Below are 17,862 nucleotides of genomic sequence, written 5' to 3'. Positions count from 1 at the left end.
TACGTCAGTCGTAGATGAGGCGGTGACCGGCGCGGATCGTCGCCGCGTACACACCACCGGCGATACCGGACCGGACCAGCGCGGCGCGGGCGGCGTTCGCACCTGCCGCGCCATGGACGGCTCCGCCCGGGTGCGCGGACGCGCTCGCGAGGTAGAGCCGGTCGATCGGTGTGTCGGTCCGGGCGAGACCCGGCACGGGCCTGAACACCAGCTGCTGGTGCAGCGCCGACGTCCCCGCGTTGATCGCGCCGCCGACGAGGCTCGGGTTGTGCGCCACGAGCTGTTCCGGCCCGGCGACGTACCGCTCGAGGATCCGCCCGGAGAAGCCGGGCGCGTGCCGGTCGATGACCCCTTCGATGCGTTCGGCGAACTGGACCAGCCGGCCCGCGTCCCACCGCCCGCCACGAGGGACATGGGTGTACGCCCACACCGTCTCGGTTCCGGCTGGCGATCGGGTCGGGTCGGCCGTGGTCATCTGCCCGAGCAGGATGAACGGCTGCTCGGGTATCCGCCGGCGGGACAGGTCCGAACCGAAACCGACGAGGCCGTCCAGGTCGGCTCCGAGGTGCACTGTCCCGGCGCCCGCCGCCGCACGGGCCGTCCACGGGATCGGACCGGAGAGTGCCCAGTCGATCTTGATCGTGGCGTAGTCCCACTCGAACCGGTCCAGGTCGTCGACCAGTCGGGCGGGCAGGTGGCCGGCGCCCACGAGGGAGCGGTAGAGCGTCGGTGCGGGTACGTCGGCGAGCACCGCCCGCCGGGCCCGGACCAGCCCGCCGCCGGCGTCACGGACCCCGAGCGCCCGGCCACCAGCGACGAGCACGTCGTGGACGGCCCGGCCGCGATCCACCCTGCCACCCCGTTCGGTGAACCGGCGGACGAGTGCCTCGGTGATCCGACTGGCGCCGCCCTCGGGAACCGGAAACCCGACGTCCTGCCCGAGCATCGCCAGCAACCAGCCGAACACCGCACTGCCGGCGTGGTCGGGTCCGAGGTCGGTGTGGAGAGCGCACCCGGCCATCAACAGCTGTGCGCCTTCGCCCTCGAAGCACTCCTGCACGTGCCGCCGCGCCGGCATGATGCCGAGCCGGGCCAGCCGCAGGGCATCGGCGGCGCCGAGCGTACGCAGCAGCCGGGCGGCCGGGCGTACCGGCGGGAAGGGTCGTAGCAGCGTCTGCACCAGGTCGTCGCGGATCCGCATCCAGTGGGCGAACTCCCGCTCCCAGGCCGCGCCGTCCGTGGCCGCGAACTCCGCGACGGACGCGGCCGTGGCGGCGACGTCCCGCGACATCACCGCGCAGCGACCGTCGGGCAGGATGTGGGCGAGGACGGCCGGAGCGTGCCGCCAGGTCAGGCCGTACCTCCCCAGCTCCAGCGACGTGATGTGCGGCGACGCCACGCTCAGCGGATAGAACGCGCTGCACACGTCGTTGACGAACCCGGGCGCGGTGAGCTCGGCGCTACGGACGCCCCCGCCGGCTTTGTCGGTCGCCTCCAGCACGACGACATCCCAGCCGGCATCGACCAGCACGTTGGCGGCGACGAGCCCGTTCGGGCCGGCGCCGACCACCACCGCGTCGACGACTTCGACAGGCATCAGGGCGCCCTTCCGGCACGGGATCGACCAATCCGTACGCCGTCAGTGCTGCCCCGGCTGGGCGCGCGGAAACGGTCGCCCCGCCAACCGCTCGACGTGCGTAACCATCCGTTGTGTCGGGCAAGTGTTCAGCCATGAAGGCACTGACCTGGCACGGCAGGCGTGATGTCCGCGTCGACGAGGTTCCCGATCCCGCGATCCAGGAACCGAACGACGCGATCATCCGCATCACCTCGAGCGGGATCTGCGGGTCCGATCTGCACCTCTACGAGGTGATGGGGCCGTTTCTGAGTGTGGGTGACGTCCTCGGCCACGAGCCGATGGGCATCGTCATGGAAGTCGGCTCCGGCGTGGAGAACATCGCGCCCGGGGATCGGGTGGTGGTGCCGTTCCAGATCTCCTGCGGTGCCTGCTTCATGTGCCGGCAGGGGCTCTTCACGCAGTGCGAGACCACGCAGGTCCGCGAGCAGGGCATGGGGGCCGCGCTGTTCGGATACACGAAACTCTACGGCCAGGTTCCTGGCGGGCAGGCGGAGTTCCTGCGGGTGCCGCAGGCACAGTTCGGCCCGATCAAGGTGCCGGAGGGGCCGGCCGACGACCGGTTCGTCTATCTGTCGGACGTCCTTCCCACGGCATGGCAGGCGGTCGAGTACGCCGGTGTCCCGGACGGTGGCAGTGTCACCGTCCTCGGACTCGGACCGATCGGCGACATGGCCAGCCGGGTCGCCCTCCACCGCGGATATCGCGTGATCGGCGTCGACCTCGTACCCGAACGGCTCGCGCGGGTACGCGGGCGTGGCGCCGAGGTGCTGGACCTGCGCGAGCACACCCGCGACCTGCCCGACGTGATCCGGGACATGACCGAAGGACGCGGTACCGACGCCGTGATCGACGCGGTCGGCATGGAGGCGCACGGCACACCGGCGGCGAAGGTGGCCCACCAACTCGTCGGCCTGCTCCCGGATGCGGTGGCGGAGAAGGTGATGGCGAAGGCGGGGGTCGACCGGCTGCATGCGTTCTATCTGGCGATCGACATCGTCCGGCGCGGCGGCACCATCTCCGTCAGCGGGGTCTACGGCGGGATGGCCGACCCGCTGCCGATGCTGACCCTCTTCGACAAGCAGATCCAGCTTCGGATGGGGCAGGCGAACGTCCGGCGATGGGTCGATGACATCCTGCCGCTCCTGACCGACGAGGACCCGCTCGGCGTGGACGAGTTCGCCACCCATCACGTACCGCTTTCCGAGGCCCCGGGTGCGTACGAGATGTTCCAGAAGAAGAACGGAACCGTGAAGGTCCTGATCCGTCCCTGACCGCACGTGCCACATTCCCAGCTGATCCCTGCGAGGAGGTCAGGCGCGCCGGCTCACCGCCGCGGCGATCACCAGGTCGACGCCGGCATCCGCGCACCATTGACGCAGGTGCCGGTCGTCGGTGTCGGTGACGAGGGTGTCGATCCGGTCGAGGTCGCAGACCTTCCGGAAATCGTGGGCGCCGACCTTCTGCTGGTCCATGGCGACCACGACCTTGCGCGCCCGCTCCATGGCGGCGTTCTTCAGCTGGGCGTCGGCGACGTCCGCCACGGTGAAACCCGAGGTCGACAGTCCGGTGACACCGAGAAAGGCGGTGTTGACGGTGAACTGCTGGATGGACTCGAGCGCCAGCGGACCGACGAAGCATCCGCCCAACGTGCGGAACTGCCCACCGACGACGGTGTGTCGCACGGTGGGTACGTCGGCCAGCACCTGTGCGACACCGAGCGCGTTGGTGAGGACGTTGACGTGGGAGGGATGTCCGCCGGCACGGGAGGGATGACCACTGGCGACGGCCAGCCGGAGTTCTTCGGCAAGGGCGAGGATCGTGCTGCCGCTGTCGAGAAACACTGCGTCACCGTCGTCGATCATGGTCAGGCAGGCGCGCGCGATCGCCTGTTTGGCGGCGACGTTTCGCTCGACCCGGGTGGCCAGAGCAGGTTCGTACGCCGGTCGCAGGGCGAGCGCGCCGCCATGCGTACGCCGAAGCAGACCCTGCCGGTCGAGGTCGGTGATGTCCTTGCGTACGGTCGGTTCGGCTACCGCGAGCAGGTCGGCGAGCTCGGCCACGCGCACTCGACCGCGCGCGTCGAGAATGTCCAGGATCCGTGCCCTGCGTTCCTCGGTGAAGGCTCGTCCCTCGTGCTTCGCCGCCGTCACGGGACCCTCCGCGAATGCCGGTGCAGGCGGTCTAGGAGGAAACCTCGGACGCGCGGCACGTCGTCCTCGGTGGCGTCCTGGATGATCAGCGGGACGACTCGAGGGAGCGCGGCGTGCAGGCTGAGAACCAGGTCGTAGTCGAGCAGCCCGGTGCCGGCGGCTGCGTGACCCGAGGCGGGCAGCACATCCTTCGCGTGCAGACACCCGACCGATGAGCCGAGGAGGTCGAACGCCTCCGAGAGAATCCGGTCCTGCCCCGCTGCGGTCACGGGAGTGAGCAGGTTGGCGGGGTCGAGGACGATGCTGATCAGGTCGGCGTCCGGACCCAGCTCGTCGAGCAGCCGGCGCGCGCGGACGGCATCGCTGACCACGTTGCCGGGTTCGGGTTCGATGCCGAGCCGCACACCCGCCGCCGCGGCGGCCGCCAGCAACCGGTCGAGGGTGGTGCGGAGGTCATGCCAGGCCGACTCGTCGTCGTTGCCGGGATGCCGCCGCCAGATGTCGTCGGGGTCGCGAGTGCCGGAGCACAACGTCACCACGTCGGCGCCGAGCTGGCCCGCGTGCCGGATGAACGCGTCGGCCTCGGCCGTCTCGCGACTGCGGCGGTCTCTGTCGGGATGCACGCAGTTGTAGGTCGCGGAGACGCCCCAGATGCGCACCTGTCGTCGCGCGAAACTCGCCCGGATCCCCGCGTAGTCGATCCGTTCGACGTCGTGTGTCGCGGGGATGGTCGCCAGCCCGAACGCGTTGAGGTTGAGCTGGACGAGCCCGAACCCCGCGTCGGCGACCGCGTGGGCGACCGCGTCGGCGCTCGACCGGCGGAACGTCCGCGCGAAGATGCCGACGTCGGTTTCCACCCGTGGACCGGGTGCGGCGTTGACGGGTGCCCGCTTCGGCGTCCCGCTCACGGCTCGACCTCCTTGCCGTCGGCTGCCGCGCTGGTCGCCACTGCCTCGATCAGCCGGAGCGCCGCCACACCGTCGACTCCCGACGGGTCGGTCGGGGCGTCCGTCACGATCGCACGGGCGAACGCCTCGACCTGCCGCTGGTACGGGTCACTTGCACCGAACTCCGGTGTGCGTGTCTCGCGCGTGCGGTCCAGATGGACGCGGACGCGGCTGGCATGGCGGAAGAACGGGAAGTCCGAACGGATGCTCAGGTGGCCGTGTTCGCCGTAGATCTCGATGCCCTCGGCGTACTCCCCGCGGACGTCGGCGGAGATCTCGAACGTGACGAGGCCTCCGCCTGCGAGCCGGGACGTCCCATGCCAGCTGTAGTCGCGGCCATGGTGGGCCAGCTGGGCACGAACGTTCGTGAGCTCGCCCACGAGGAGCCGGAGCGTGTCGAAGACGTGCGCGCCATGGGTGAGGAGCAGGTAGCGGTCCCGATCCGCCTTGAAGCCGGCCTCCCGGGCACGGACGTCCTCGTCGACCACCAGCGCCGGGAACAACGCCGCTTCGGTGGGCCGGCGGAGGGTTGCGGGAATGCGGTACCAGCTGGTGGCGGTGAGGATGGTGCCGAGCTCGGCCATCGCGGCTTTGGCGTACGCCATGCCGGGATCGTGGCGTCGCATGGAGCCGACCTGGAGCTTGCGGTCCGCGGACTCGGCGCGGGCCTGCAACTCGGCGGCATGGGTTGCGGTGTCGGCGGCGGGCTTCTCGACGAGGACGTGCCTGCCCGCCTCCAGCGCCCGGACGCCCAGCGGAAGGTGCAGCCGGTCGGGTGCGGCGATGAGCACCGCGTCGAGCCGATGCCCCAGCAGTTCGCCGGTGTCGGTGCAGCCGGTCACGCCGTAGCGGGCGGCGACGCCGTGCGCGAGCGTCTCGCTCGGGTCGCTGACCGCGACCAGTTGCACTCCGTCGGCCTTGGCGACCGCGGGGAGGTGGGCGACCTGGGCGATTCGCCCGCACCCGATGACGCCCAGTCGGACGCTGTCGATCTTCATGTAGATTCGTTTCCGCTCGTTTTGGCTCGTAAACCGAGTCTAAACGAACCTAAACCTGTGGCCAACCGGAGGGATCACCCATGCGGGCGTACGTCTCACTGTGGTCGGCGGACCTGCTCGCCCTCGGCGACGCGGTCGAGGCGCTGGCCGACGTCGTGGACGGCTTCCACATCGACGTCTTCGACGGGCACCGCACGCGCGAGTTGCTCTTCGGGCCCGATCTCGTCGCCGCCCTCCGCCGGCGTACCACCGCGCTGCTCGACGTCCACCTGATGGTGACCGACCCCGCGTACTGGGCGGACCGGTTCGCCGACGCCGGAGCAGACATGATCACCGTGCACATGGGTCCTGGGATCGACATCGACGCGACACTCGAACGGATCCGGGACCTCGGGTGCCAGCCCTCCCTCGGCCTGGAGACCCACCAGGGGATCGACCAGGCGGTCGCCCACTTCCCGGCCGTCTCCCGGGTCCTCGTGCTCGGGACCGCGATCGGCGTCAGGGGCGTCGGACTCGATCCGGCGACCGCCGGCCGGGTCGCCTCGCTCGCCGAGGCGCGCGGGAGCACGGGTGACCGGCCGCTCCTCGTCGTGGACGGCGGCATACGTCGTCATACGGTGCCGGCCCTCGCCGCGGCAGGCGCCGACGGCGTCGTGCCCGGGTCACTCGTCTTCGATGCCCAGGACCCCCGCAAGGCCGTGGCCGAGATCAAGGCGCTGACGTAGCGCTCTCGCCGATCTAGTCGAGCAACCTCGCGAACCGATTTGCTCGACTGCTTACGAAGCTTCGTTTGGTCCTACGGTTTGGATCGCGTGTCACTGTGTTGCTCGACCAGGCATCCGCCGCGAGACGTGCTGATGGTCGAGGCTTTCGATGGGACGGCCGCTACCCGTGCTGGTGCACCAGTCTCCGGGCTTGGCGTGACACCGTGGGCAGGGTCTCAGCAGAACTCGTGCGAGAGTCGTCAAGTCTGACTGCGTATAACCACGGTCCTTGAGGACGCTGCTATCCCACACCCAGGCCACGAGTCCTGGCTTGAGGTTTGGTGATTCGCGACTCATCGTCCTACCACCACCGTCCAGATGACACCGAGCATTGCGAAGATGACGAATTCTGCGGTCTTCCACACTGCTTTCACTGCCCTCATCTCCGTTGGATCGCTCGTCCATTGCGGCGCATCTCCTCAGTTGCTTGGTTGGCTTGACCTGCCTGCCACTTATCCGGATCATTCACAGTCGTACGGCGACGCAAAGGCGGGCGGTTAACCCGCCAGGAACGCCGTGTCTCTCGGCGCATGACCGCCGCCGCAAGCACGGTCGGCCTACCCTGGTCCGCAGATGTGCCGTAACGACTGATGGCTACCATCACACTCAGGATTCGCGGAGCAGGTGCTGACGAAAGACGGAAATAGTGCGGATCCCCCGGACGCCATTGAGGTGTCGCGGGCGCTGGGAACTGAGCTGCGCCGGCTTCGTCAGGCCGGACTGGCCGACCTCACCCTGCGGCCCCACCGCTACCCCGAACTGAACGCGACGTTCGGGACCGGGCGCGTCAGTCCCATGGACTCAGTGACGCTGCTTGCCCACAATCGGCGAGCGTTCGATGACGTACTCGCTGCACTCCCGACACCGGCGATGCGGGTCGCCGCTCGGCTGCTGTTCCACGTCGACAGTGGCAGCACACCACCGCCGCTGAACGACCGCCGCCGGTTGGCCGACCGTGCGTATACCGGACGTGGCTACGCGCGGGAACCTGACACTGTGCAACGACACCTCGAACGAGCGGTACTCGATCCGCTGCTGGTCGAAGCCCTGATTCGTTACTGTCCGGCGGACCCGGGCGAGACCGACCACCCGCCGGTGCTCGCGCCGCCAGACTATGAGTCGTGGTCCGACGACCTCGACCGGGCGGTGGTGTACCTGAACGGCGACGCCTTTCGTACCACGCAGCTCCTGCTTGAGCGGTGGCTCAATCGATATCCGCTGACCGACCTCGACGAGCGCGGCCGCCATCTGCGCGGCCGATCGCTGATGCTCCTTGGCGACATGCGCCGCTACCAGGGACGTCTCTTCGGGCCGTTGTCGGCGCGACACGCCTATGACCGGGCGTCGGACCTGTTCGCCCAACTCGACAATCAGCGCCGCGTCGCTCAGGTGGACCTGGCACGGGCCATCACGGTCGAGATGTCTGGTGACCTGCATGCGTCGGCTCGGATGTATCAGAGCCTCGCCGAGGATCAAAGACTTCGCGACTACGAACGTGCACAGGCGCGCCTGTGGATCGGTACCGCTCTCACCAAGGCTGGCGACATCGCTTCAGCCGTCGCTGAGATCGATCACGCGAGCCGCATGTTCGAAGAGCAGGGGGAGGCAGACGACTGGGGTGTCGCACACCAGAAAAGGGCCCTTGCCCACCTGGCTGCCGCCGACCTCGCGGGCGCTACCCGATCCATCGACGTCGCCCTGTCCTACCGGCGTGCCGACTCGCCGTTGGAGCAGGTGCGGCTAGATACCGCGCACGGGCATGTCCTTGTCTCGGATCCGGGCACCTGCACCGAGGGACTCGCGGTCCTGTCGCGTGCGCGCAACCAAGCCACCCGTTACGGACTGGCGCACCAGCTCCAGTGGATTGAGCGGATCCAACGGATTCCCGAACGGCCAGGCAGGAGGCTGCAGTGAGTAAGAGACGTCGACCGATGACCGATGAGGACGGCAAGGATGCCGCCCTCATCTGGGACTTCCACCAGATGCGCCACCAGCTTCGGCCATGCTCGGTGGGTATCTGCTTGGGCGGCCCAGACCCCGGAATCGCGTCGTTCGCAGCCGAGTTGTTCCGCCGCCGCCTGTACCCACTGCTGCTGTTCACAGGCGCAAACAGCCCCGACACCCGCGCATGGTTCCCCCGCGGCGAGGCGCTGCACAATTGCGAGCGGGCGATCGAGCTGGGCGTGCCCGCTGATGCTGTGCTAGTCGAACCCGCGGCCACGAACACCGGGGAGAACATCACTTTGTCCCGGCAGCTCCTCGCCGACGCCGGGATCGAAACAGCCAACGTCATGCTGATCTCCATGGCATACATGGAACGACGTGCCTTCGCCACCTGCCGGAAGATGTGGCCGGACGTCGACGTCATTTGCGCCTCGGAGCCGCTGGAGTTCGACGCGTACGCCGAGCGCATCGGGGATCCTCCGCTGGCGCTCGACATGATCGTCGGCGACTTGCAGCGGGTCATCGAATACCCGAAGAAGGGCTTCGCCATCCCGCAGCACGTCCCCGACCACGTGCTGAATGCGTACGACCGGCTGGTGGCCGCCGGGTACACGACCCGGCTGGCCGCGGTTTGACGGGGTCATGGCCGGCAAGCCACCGCACGCCTGTGCGGTCCACCAACCGAACCTGTTTCCCAGGCTCTCCACGCTCGCGAAGCTGTACGCGTCCGACCGGTGGGTGGTCCTCGACAACGTCCAGTTCGTCCGCCGGGACTACCAGCATCGATGTCGCGTAGGCACGCCGGGTGCCCCGGAAACTCATCAGTGGCTGTCGCTGCCGGTGCACCTGCCGGACGGGAGGTCCACACCCATCGACCGCGTCACGCTTGCTGATCCGAGGACAGCTCGACGACGCCTCGAAGGCATGCTCACCCAGCACTACGGTCGCGCCCGACACTGGTCGAGAGTCCGCGATGTCGTTCACCAGCTCACCGACCTCGTCGGCTCGACCGACCGGCTGGCCGACATCGCTCTCGCGTCCACAACAGCAGTGCTCAACCTTCTCGACTGGCCCGGCACCGCCGTATCCAGCAGCACCTTCGACGTCAGCCAAGAACGGTCTGCCAGACTCGCTGACCTCACCCACGCAGTGGGGCAGGCGACCTACCTGTGTGGAACAGGTGGGGCTCGGTACTTGGACGAGTGGCCCTTCCACCAGCGAGGAATCCACGTCGCCTACTGGCAGCTGCCGGCGGCGGAACCTCACTCGATATGGGTCGACGCTCGCCGACTGACGAGCGTCGCCGCCATCGCCACCCATGGGATCGGCCGAGTCAAAGCCGCGCTGGAAACCGCTACGGCTCGAAGCGGTAGCCCATCCCCGGCTCGGTGATGAGGTACTTCGGGTGGGCGGGATCGGGTTCGAGCTTGCGACGCAGCTGCGCCATGTAGACCCGGAGATAGTTGGTCTCGGTGGTGTATCCGGGACCCCACACCTCCTGCAGGAGCTGGCGCTGGCCGATCAGCCGGTTGGGTGCCCGAACGAGTGCCTCCAGCAGGTGCCACTCGGTGGGGGTGAGGCGTACGTCGGATCCTTCCCGGCTGACCCGCTTGGCGGCGAGGTCGACGGTGAAGGCGGCCGTCGTGATGACCGGCTCGGCGTCCTCGCCGGGCAGGCTCCGGCGTACCGCCGCCCGTAGCCGGGCCAGGAGCTCGTCCATGCCGAACGGCTTGGTGACGTAGTCGTCGGCGCCGGCGTCGAGCGCGTTCACCTTCTCGGTGGAGGAGTGTCGGGCGGACAGCACGAGGATCGGCACCCGCGCCCAGCCGCGCAACCCGCCGATCACCTCAACACCGTCCATGTCCGGCAGTCCGAGGTCGAGGACGACGACGTCCGGATGCTGGCGCGCGGCGACGTCGAGGGCGGTCCGGCCGTCAGGGGCCAGGTCGACCTCGTAGTCACGGGCGCGGAGGTTGATGGCGAGAGCGCGGGCGAGGTGCGGATCGTCCTCGACGACGAGCACGCGGATGGCGTGGTCGCTCACGCGGGCTCTTGCTTCGCTGCGAACTCGCGCGCCGTGCTCGTCGGTTCGCTCGCTCCGCTCGCTCACGTGATCACTTCCGTTGCCTCGGCTGGTTCGTCGATGAGGGTGTCGGGGCTGCGCCCAGGGGCGGGGAGGGTCAGGACCAGGGTGAGGCCGCCTCCTGGCGTGTCCTCGGCGTCGAGTGAGCCGCCGACGGCTTCGGCGAAGCCGCGCGCCACGGCCAGGCCGAGCCCGACACCGGTGCCGGAGGGTGCGTCGCCCAGCCGCTGGAACGGCTCGAAGATGCGGTCCTTCTCCGCGTCAGATACGCCTGGGCCGCGGTCGACGACCCGGATCTCCACCCGGTCGCGGAGGACGCTGGCGGTGAGCAGCACGGGCGTACCCGCCGGGTTGTGTCGTACGGCGTTCTCGACGATGTTGGCGATCGCGCGCTCGATGAGACCGGTGTCGACCCGGACCGTGGGGAGGTCCTCGGGGAGCGTCACCTTGACGGAGTCTGGCGGTACGCCGATGAGGGCGGCCGGGACCACTTCGTCGACCCTGACCTCGCGCAGCAGCGGGCGCACCGCCTCAGCCTGCACCCGGCTCATGTCGAGCAGGTTGGAGACCAGCCGGTTGAGCCGGTCGGCGGAGTCTTCGATGCCGGCGAGGAGTTCGGCCCGGTCGTCCCCGGACAGTTCGACGTCGGTCTGCCGGAGGCTGCTCACCGCCGCCTTCACGCCGGTCAGCGGTGTGCGCAGGTCGTGGGAGACCGCGGCGAGGAGGGCGGTACGGATCCGGTTGGCCTCCGCGAGCTTTCGGGCGCGGCCGGCCTCCTCAGCCAACCGGCTACGTTCGAGAACGACGGCCAGGTGGTCCGCGAAGGCCCCGAGCACCCGCCGGTCGGCGGCCGGGAGCGCCCGCCCACGCACGGTGAGGACGAGGGAGTCGGTGAGGGCGGCGTCGGCGTCGGACTCGGCCGGGCTGCTCGCCGGGTCGGCACCGACGCTTCCCAGGCAGGTCCAGCCGTCGCCGTCGCCTGACGAGCGTTCCAGCAGTGCCGCCGAGGTCATGCCGAAGGATTCCCGAGCCTGCTCGAGCAGTGCTTCGAGGGCGCCTTCACCACGCAGGACGTTGCCCGCCAGCGTGGACAGGGTGGCCGCCTCCGCGTTGGCGCGTGCCGCCTCGGACGTCCGCCGCGCGGCGAGGCCCACGACCGAGGCCACCGCGCCGGCAACCAGCGGGAAGATCAGAACGGCGAGCAGGTGCTCCGGCCTGCTGATGATGAGCGTGTGGTACGGCTCGGTGAAGTAGAAGTTCAACAGCAGCGCGCCGACCACCGCCGCGACCAGCGAAGGAAGAACACCGCCGATCAGTGCGACACCCACGGCGAGGGTGAGGAACAGCAGCATCTCGGTGGCAAGGTCGTGCGCGTCCCTGGTGGCCGCGAGTCCGGCGGTGAGCAAAGGAGGACCGAAGACCGCGAGCAGCCAGCTACCTACCAGTCGGCGCCGGCTGAGCTCCCTTCGCGGGGGCACCAGTCGGCCTTTACCGACGTGTTCGTGGGTCACCAGGTGGACGTCGATGTCACCCGAGCGGGGGGTGACCAGCGACGCGACATCGGGTTGGAGCAGGTGCTGGAAGCGGTTGCGACGGCTGCTGCCCAGCACCAGCTGGGTGGCGTTGACTCCGGTCGCGAAGTCGAGCAGAGCGCTGGCAACATCGTCACCGACGACCTGGTGGTAGGTGCCGCCCAGGCTTTCGACGAGGGTACGCAGCCGGCCGAGAGCACTGGGTGAGGCGTCGGCGAGCCCATCGCTGCGTGCGACGTGGACGGCGAGGAGTTCGCCCCCGGCGCCGCGGGCAGCGATCCGGGCGGCCCGGCGGATGACGGTCTCGCCCTCGGGTCCGCCGGTGACGGCGACCACGACCCGCTCCCGGGCCGGCCATGGTTGCTCGATGTGATGGTCGGCGCGGTACTTCACAAGGCCCTCGTCTACCCGGTCGGCGAGCCACAGGAGGGCGAGCTCGCGCAGGGCGGTGAGATTGCCGGTACGGAAGTAGTTGCCGAGGGCGGCGTCGATCTTCTCCGGCGGGTAGACGTTGCCGTGGGCAAGTCGGCGGCGCAGCGCCTCAGGCGACATGTCCTCCAGCTCGATCTGGTCGGCCCTGCGGACAACCTCGTCGGGGATGGTCTCCTGCTGCCGGATGCCGGTGATCGACTCAACAACGTCGTTGAGCGATTCCAGGTGCTGGATGTTGACCGTGGTGATGACGTCGATGCCGGCGTCGAGGATCTCCTCGACGTCCTGCCAGCGTTTGGCGTTGCGGGATCCCGGGATGTTGGTGTGCGCGATCTCGTCGACGAGCACCTGTTCGGGGTGGCGCCGGATGATCGCGTCCACGTCCATCTCGGTGAAGATCCTGCCGCGGTAGGTGAGGTGGCGGCGGGGCACCAGTTCGAGGCCTTTGGTCATCTGTTCGGTGAGGACGCGGCCGTGGCACTCGACGTAGCCGATCACCACGTCGGTGCCTCGGTCGGCCCGCCGGTGTGCCTCACCGAGCATGGAGTAGGTCTTGCCGACACCCGGTGCCGCACCGAGGTAGACCCGGAGCCTTCCACGCGCCATACCTGTCATTGTCCGCCCCTGCCGGTGCCGGAGGTCCGGCTCAGTCCCCGCCCGTACCGGCGCGCTGCGCGAGGGCGAGGTTCAACTCGACGACGTTGACGCCGGGTTCGCCGAGAATGCCGAGGCTGCGTCCGTCGGTGTGGCGGGCTACCAGAGAACGGACGCTGGCGGTGCTGAGGTCCCGTTCGCGGGCAACCCGCTTCACCTGGATTTCGGCGTACGCGGGCGAAATGTGTGGATCGAGCCCGCTCGCACTCGCGGTGACGGCGTCGGGTGGCACCGCAGATGGCGGGACGCCGTTCTCCTTCGCCACCTGGGCTCTGCGGAGCTTGACGAGCGTGACGAGTTCGGGGTTGTTCGGGCCGAGGTTGCTGCCCGAGCTGGCGAGTCCGTCGTATCCGTCCTCGCCGGCCGCGGATGGCCGCGGGTGAAACCACTCCCGGCCGTCGAAGCTCTGCCCGATCAGCCTGGAGCCGATGATCTGGCCGTCCCGTTCCATCAGTGAACCGGCGGCCTGGTCCCGGAACGCGACCTGACCGACCGCCCACACCGCGAGCGGATAGAGCAGGCCGACGATCACGGTCATGGCGAGCAGCGTGCGGAACGCCGCACCGAGTTGTCGCAGGGTCGCTACCACGAAGGTCACCCCCTTCCCGAAATGAGAGTGCCCGGAATGAGTGAGACGACGAGATCGATGAGTTTGATGCCGGCAAAGGGAACGAGGATGCCGCCGAGGCCGTAGACCGCGAGGTTGCGCCGCAGCATGGACGATGCCGACGTGGGCCGGTAGCGCACGCCGCGCAGCGCGAGTGGGATCAACGCGATGATGATCAATGCGTTGAAGATCACCGCGGACAGGATCGCCGACTCTGGTGTCTCGAGCCGCATGATGTTGAGCGCGTCCAGGCCCGGATAGACGACGGCGAACATGGCAGGGATGATCGCGAAGTACTTCGCGATGTCGTTGGCGATCGAGAAGGTCGTCAACGCACCCCGCGTGATCAGCAGCTGCTTGCCGATCTCCACGATCTCGATGAGCTTCGTCGGGTTGGAGTCGAGGTCGATCATGTTGCCGGCTTCCTTGGCCGCCGAGGTGCCCGTGTTCATGGCGACGCCGACGTCGGCAGCCGCGAGCGCCGGAGCGTCGTTCGTACCGTCTCCGGTCATCGCCACCAGCTTGCCGCCCTGCTGCTCACGGTGGATGAGGGCCAGTTTGTCCTCGGGCCCCGCTTCGGCGAGGAAGTCGTCGACGCCGGACTCGTCGGCGATCGCCTTTGCGGTGAGGGGGTTGTCGCCGGTGATCATGACGGTACGGATGCCGAGCGCCCGCAGGTCGTCGAAGCGCTCCCGCAAGCCCTCCTTGACGATGTCCTTGAGGTGGATGATGCCGAGGACCCGGGACGTGCCGTCCCCATCTCCGCTACGGCGTTCGGCGACGACGAGCGGCGTACCACCCACGCTGGCGATCTCGTCGACGACGGTCCCCGTCTCCTGAGGCACCTGCCCGCGGTCGGCCTGCACCCACCGCAGCACGGCGCTCGCCGCCCCCTTGCGGATCTGGTGCCCGTCTGGTTGGTCGACGCCACTCATCCGGGACTCGGCCGTGAACGGGATGACGGTCGCACCTGCCAGCTCCCGGCCGCGCAGACCGAACTTCTCCTTGGCCAGGACGACGATCGAACGCCCTTCCGGTGTCTCGTCGGCGAGGCTAGCCAGCTGCGCTCCGACCGCCACCTGCTCTGGACTGGTCCCACCCACGGGAAGGAAGTCGACGGCCTGCCGGGCACCGAGGGTGATCGTGCCCGTCTTGTCCAGCAGCAACGTCGACACGTCACCGGCCGCCTCGACGGCCCGCCCCGACATCGCGAGCACGTTACGTTGCACCAGCCGGTCCATGCCGGCAATGCCGATGGCCGACAGCAGCGCGCCGATCGTGGTCGGGATCAGACAGACCAGCAGCGCCACCAGGACGAGGATCGACTGCTGTTGGCCGGAGTAGGTGGCCATCGGCTGCAGCGCGACGACGGCGAGCAGGAAGATGACCGTGAGGCTGGCCAGCAGGATGGTCAGCGCGATCTCGTTCGGCGTCTTCTGCCGGTCCGCACCCTCGACGAGCGCGATCATCCGGTCGAGGAACGTCTCGCCTGGTTCGCTGGTGATGCGGACGACGATCCGGTCGGACAGGACTTTCGTACCCCCTGTCACGGCGGAACGGTCGCCGCCGGACTCCCGGATGACCGGAGCCGACTCGCCGGTGATCGCCGACTCGTCGACGCTGGCGATGCCGTCGATGACCTCGCCGTCGCCGGGAATGACGTCGCCGGCTTCGCACACCACGAAGTCCCCGACGTGCAGCGACGTCGCCGGTACCCGCTTCTCGGCTCCGTCGCCGTCGGCACTGAGCTTGCGGGCAAGGGTCTCTGTCTTGGCCCGCCGCAAGGTGTCGGCCTGGGCCTTGCCACGCCCTTCCGCCACCGCCTCGGCGAGGTTGGCGAACAGTACGGTGAGCCAGAGCCAGCCGACGATCAGCCAGCCGAACAAGGTCGGATCGAGGATCGTCAGCACGGTGGTGAAGGCTGCCCCGACCTCGACGACGAACATCACCGGCGACCTCACCATGAGCCGCGGATCGAGTTTGCCGAACGCATCCGGCAACGACCGCAGCAGTTGCGCGGGGGCGAACGCCCCGCCGGCGACGCGGTGCGGCTGGACCGCCGGCGCGAGCCGCTCCGGACGCAGGTGCCCACTCGCGGCGACGTGGGTGGACGGGGGTGCGTTCATGACAGGCCTTCCGCGAGCGGACCGAGGGCGAGGGCGGGGAAGAAGGTCAACCCGGCGACGAGCAGCGTGACGCCGGTGAGCAGGCCGACGAACAGCGGCGACTGTGTCCGCAGGGTTCCCGCCGTCTCCGGTACCGCCTTTTGACTGGCGAGGGAGCCAGCGAGTGCCAGGACCAGCACGATCGGGACGAACCGGCCGAACAGCATGCACAGGCCGAGAGCTGTGTTGTAGAACGGCGTTCCTGCCGAGAGTCCGGCGAATGCCGACCCGTTGTTGTTGCTGGCGGAGGCGAAGGCGTACAACACCTCGGACAGGCCGTGCGCTCCGGGATTGAGGATCGAGGAGCGACCCGCGTCGAGCGCCAGGGCCACGCCGGTGCCAGCGAGCACCAGGAGTGGCATGGTGAGGATGGCGAGGGCGACGAGCTTCATTTCCCGGGCGCCGATCTTCTTGCCGAGGAATTCCGGCGTACGACCGACCATCAGCCCCGCGATGAAGACCGCGAGTACGGCGAGCACGAGCATTCCGTAGAGGCCGGCGCCGACACCGCCGGGTGCGACCTCGCCGAGCAGCATCGCAAGGATCGTGACGCCTCCCCCCAACGCGGTGTACGAATCGTGCATCGAGTCGACCGAGCCCGTCGACGTGAGCGTGGTCGAGATCGCGAACACCGGTGACGACGACACCCCGAAGCGGGCCTCCTTGCCCTCCATCGCACCGCCCGCGAGCTGGAACGCTGCACCCTGGTGAGCGAAATCGGCTGCGTAGATCGCCACCACCGAGGCGATCCAGATCAGACCCATCGCCGCCAGGACGGCGTACCCCTGCCTCACATTGCCGACCATTCGGCCGTAGGTCGCGGGCATCGAGAACGGGATCACCAGCAGGAGAAAGATGGTGAACATGTTGGTGAACCCGTTGGGGTTCTCGAACGGGTGCGAGGAATTGGCGTTGAACGGCCCACCGCCATTGGTGCCGAGGTCCTTGATCGCCTCCTGTGAGGCGATGCCTCCGCCCGGCAGGTGCTGGGTGCCGCCGGCGAGGGTCTGAACCGTCGTCGGCTCGGAGAAGTTCTGGATGACGCCGTTCGCGAGGAAGATGATCGCCGCGACGAAGGCGAGTGGGAGCAGGATCCGGAGCGTGCCTCGCACCAGGTCGACCCAGAAGTTTCCCAGGTCGCCGGTGCTCCGCCGGATGAGTCCGCGGACAAGTGCGATCGCCACCGCCATGCCAACGGCGGACGACACGAAGTTCTGCACGGTGAGCCCCGCCAGCTGCGTGAGGTGGCTCATCGTCGACTCGCCCGAGTACCACTGCCAGTTGGTGTTGGTGACGAACGACACCGCCGTGTTGAACGCGCCGTCGGGTGGCACCGGCGCCATGCCCATCGACAACGGCAGCCACGCCTGCAGTCGTTGCATCGCGTACAGGAACAACACCGAGACGAAGGAGAACGCCAGCACACTCGCGGCGTAGACGCTCCAGCGCTGTTCGGCGTCCGGGTTGACCCGGAGCAGGCGGTACAGTCCGCGCTCGAGGCCAAGGTGCCGGTCGCTGGTGTAGACGCGCGCCATGTAGTCACCCAGCGGGCGGTGCACCACGGCGAGCGAGACGATCAGGACCGCGACCAGCACGACCGCGGTGAGACCCGGGCTCATCTAGAACCTTTCCGGACGGATGAGTGCGATGACGAGGTAGATGACCAGGCCGGCGGCGATGATCAGACCGGCGACGTTCTCGGCACTCACAACCGGGTCACCCCGCGCAGAACCGCGGCGACCGCACCGAACGCGACGATCGTCACCACGATGAAGACCACATCAGCCATGAGCTTCCTTCCCGACGAATGGAGCCAGTACCCAGTCAAGGACGGCGAGGGGCAGCCGAGGCCGGCGTTAGCGATCCCTTAGCGCGATCGCCGCCGCCTTTGACGCCCTCATGACACTCGGCCGTGAGCTCAGAGCGCGCGCGGGACGATCGTGGGGC

General features: G+C 68.7%; 17 protein-coding genes. 5 read left to right on the top strand and 12 right to left on the bottom strand.

The genetic code is table 11. The features are described 5' to 3' along the window. Window positions 1–4: 4 nt before the first annotated feature. Window positions 5–1,597 (bottom strand): phytoene desaturase family protein, encoded by a 1,593-nt coding sequence (locus ABNF93_RS16370; protein WP_349328930.1) that lies wholly within the window; start codon window positions 1,595–1,597, stop codon window positions 5–7. Window positions 1,598–1,731: 134 nt separating this feature from the next. Here ABNF93_RS16370 and ABNF93_RS16365 point away from each other — a divergent pair, with 134 nt between their 5' ends. Further along, window positions 1,732–2,910 carry a zinc-dependent alcohol dehydrogenase gene (locus ABNF93_RS16365; RefSeq protein ID WP_349328929.1) on the top strand — a complete coding sequence of 393 codons (1,179 nt, stop codon included), beginning with the start codon at window positions 1,732–1,734 and terminating at the stop codon, window positions 2,908–2,910. A gap of 39 nt (window positions 2,911–2,949) precedes the next feature. Here the strand turns inward: ABNF93_RS16365 and ABNF93_RS16360 are convergent, their stop codons facing one another. Genes ABNF93_RS16360 through ABNF93_RS16350 form a run of 3 tightly spaced genes read right to left on the bottom strand, consistent with a single transcriptional unit; the run spans window position 2,950 to window position 5,734 of the window. Next, the gene (locus ABNF93_RS16360) at window positions 2,950–3,789 is read right to left on the bottom strand and encodes a DeoR/GlpR family DNA-binding transcription regulator (protein WP_349328928.1); all 840 of its coding nucleotides are present in this window, start codon (window positions 3,787–3,789) and stop codon (window positions 2,950–2,952) included. Further along, window positions 3,786–4,697, bottom strand: coding sequence for a sugar phosphate isomerase/epimerase family protein (locus ABNF93_RS16355; protein WP_349328927.1), 912 nt, complete (start codon window positions 4,695–4,697; stop codon window positions 3,786–3,788). Before ABNF93_RS16355 ends, ABNF93_RS16360 begins: the two co-directional genes overlap by 4 nt. Further along, window positions 4,694–5,734, bottom strand: coding sequence for a Gfo/Idh/MocA family protein (locus tag ABNF93_RS16350; RefSeq protein WP_349328926.1), 1,041 nt, complete (start codon window positions 5,732–5,734; stop codon window positions 4,694–4,696). Before ABNF93_RS16350 ends, ABNF93_RS16355 begins: the two co-directional genes overlap by 4 nt. An 80-nt stretch (window positions 5,735–5,814) precedes the next feature. Between ABNF93_RS16350 and ABNF93_RS16345 the strand changes: the two genes are divergently transcribed. Then, entirely contained in the window at window positions 5,815–6,459 is a 645-nt protein-coding gene (locus tag ABNF93_RS16345; protein ID WP_349328925.1) for a ribulose-phosphate 3-epimerase, read from the top strand. 90 nt (window positions 6,460–6,549) lie between these two features. Here the strand turns inward: ABNF93_RS16345 and ABNF93_RS34935 are convergent, their stop codons facing one another. Next, window positions 6,550–6,795 carry a zinc finger domain-containing protein gene (locus ABNF93_RS34935; protein ID WP_502877588.1) on the bottom strand — a complete coding sequence of 82 codons (246 nt, stop codon included), beginning with the start codon at window positions 6,793–6,795 and terminating at the stop codon, window positions 6,550–6,552. A gap of 327 nt (window positions 6,796–7,122) precedes the next feature. Between ABNF93_RS34935 and ABNF93_RS16340 the strand changes: the two genes are divergently transcribed. From ABNF93_RS16340 to ABNF93_RS16330, 3 genes are read left to right on the top strand one after another with little or no spacing between them, the layout of a single operon-like run. After that, complete coding sequence (locus ABNF93_RS16340; protein WP_349328924.1) at window positions 7,123–8,412, top strand: hypothetical protein; 1,290 nt, start codon at window positions 7,123–7,125, stop codon at window positions 8,410–8,412. Further along, window positions 8,409–9,077, top strand: coding sequence for a YdcF family protein (locus tag ABNF93_RS16335; RefSeq protein WP_349328923.1), 669 nt, complete (start codon window positions 8,409–8,411; stop codon window positions 9,075–9,077). Before ABNF93_RS16340 ends, ABNF93_RS16335 begins: the two co-directional genes overlap by 4 nt. Before the next feature lie 7 nt (window positions 9,078–9,084). Next, the gene (locus ABNF93_RS16330) at window positions 9,085–9,834 is read left to right on the top strand and encodes a WbqC family protein (RefSeq protein WP_349328922.1); all 750 of its coding nucleotides are present in this window, start codon (window positions 9,085–9,087) and stop codon (window positions 9,832–9,834) included. Here the strand turns inward: ABNF93_RS16330 and ABNF93_RS16325 are convergent. The 7 genes from ABNF93_RS16325 to ABNF93_RS16295 form a co-directional block, all read right to left on the bottom strand. After that, the gene (locus ABNF93_RS16325) at window positions 9,797–10,471 is read right to left on the bottom strand and encodes a response regulator (protein ID WP_349329022.1); all 675 of its coding nucleotides are present in this window, start codon (window positions 10,469–10,471) and stop codon (window positions 9,797–9,799) included. The two genes, ABNF93_RS16330 and ABNF93_RS16325, sit on opposite strands and share 38 nt — an antisense overlap. A gap of 77 nt (window positions 10,472–10,548) precedes the next feature. Continuing rightward, window positions 10,549–13,095 carry an ATP-binding protein gene (locus ABNF93_RS16320; RefSeq protein WP_349328921.1) on the bottom strand — a complete coding sequence of 849 codons (2,547 nt, stop codon included), beginning with the start codon at window positions 13,093–13,095 and terminating at the stop codon, window positions 10,549–10,551. A 40-nt stretch (window positions 13,096–13,135) separates the two neighbouring features. After that, window positions 13,136–13,732, bottom strand: a complete 597-nt coding sequence (gene kdpC, locus ABNF93_RS16315) for a potassium-transporting ATPase subunit KdpC (RefSeq protein ID WP_349328920.1) — start codon at window positions 13,730–13,732, stop codon at window positions 13,136–13,138. A gap of 5 nt (window positions 13,733–13,737) precedes the next feature. Further along, a complete protein-coding gene (kdpB, locus tag ABNF93_RS16310; protein ID WP_349328919.1) occupies window positions 13,738–15,876 on the bottom strand; it encodes a potassium-transporting ATPase subunit KdpB in 2,139 nt (712 codons plus the stop codon). Continuing rightward, on the bottom strand, window positions 15,873–17,534 hold the full coding sequence (gene kdpA / locus ABNF93_RS16305; RefSeq protein WP_349328918.1) for a potassium-transporting ATPase subunit KdpA: 1,662 nt from the start codon (window positions 17,532–17,534) through the stop codon (window positions 15,873–15,875). Before kdpA ends, kdpB begins: the two co-directional genes overlap by 4 nt. Beyond that, a complete protein-coding gene (gene kdpF, locus ABNF93_RS16300; protein WP_349328917.1) occupies window positions 17,535–17,624 on the bottom strand; it encodes a K(+)-transporting ATPase subunit F in 90 nt (29 codons plus the stop codon). It abuts the gene before it with no gap. Next, window positions 17,621–17,743, bottom strand: coding sequence for a hypothetical protein (locus ABNF93_RS16295; RefSeq protein ID WP_349328916.1), 123 nt, complete (start codon window positions 17,741–17,743; stop codon window positions 17,621–17,623). Before ABNF93_RS16295 ends, kdpF begins: the two co-directional genes overlap by 4 nt. Window positions 17,744–17,862 lie beyond the last annotated feature (119 nt).

This window comes from Actinopolymorpha sp. B9G3 (assembly GCF_040120725.1).
In the GTDB taxonomy this organism is placed as follows: Bacteria; Actinomycetota; Actinomycetes; order Propionibacteriales; family Actinopolymorphaceae; genus Thermasporomyces.
The sequence above is the reverse complement of the archived record's forward strand: the minus strand, read 5'-3'. Positions and strand labels throughout refer to the sequence as shown.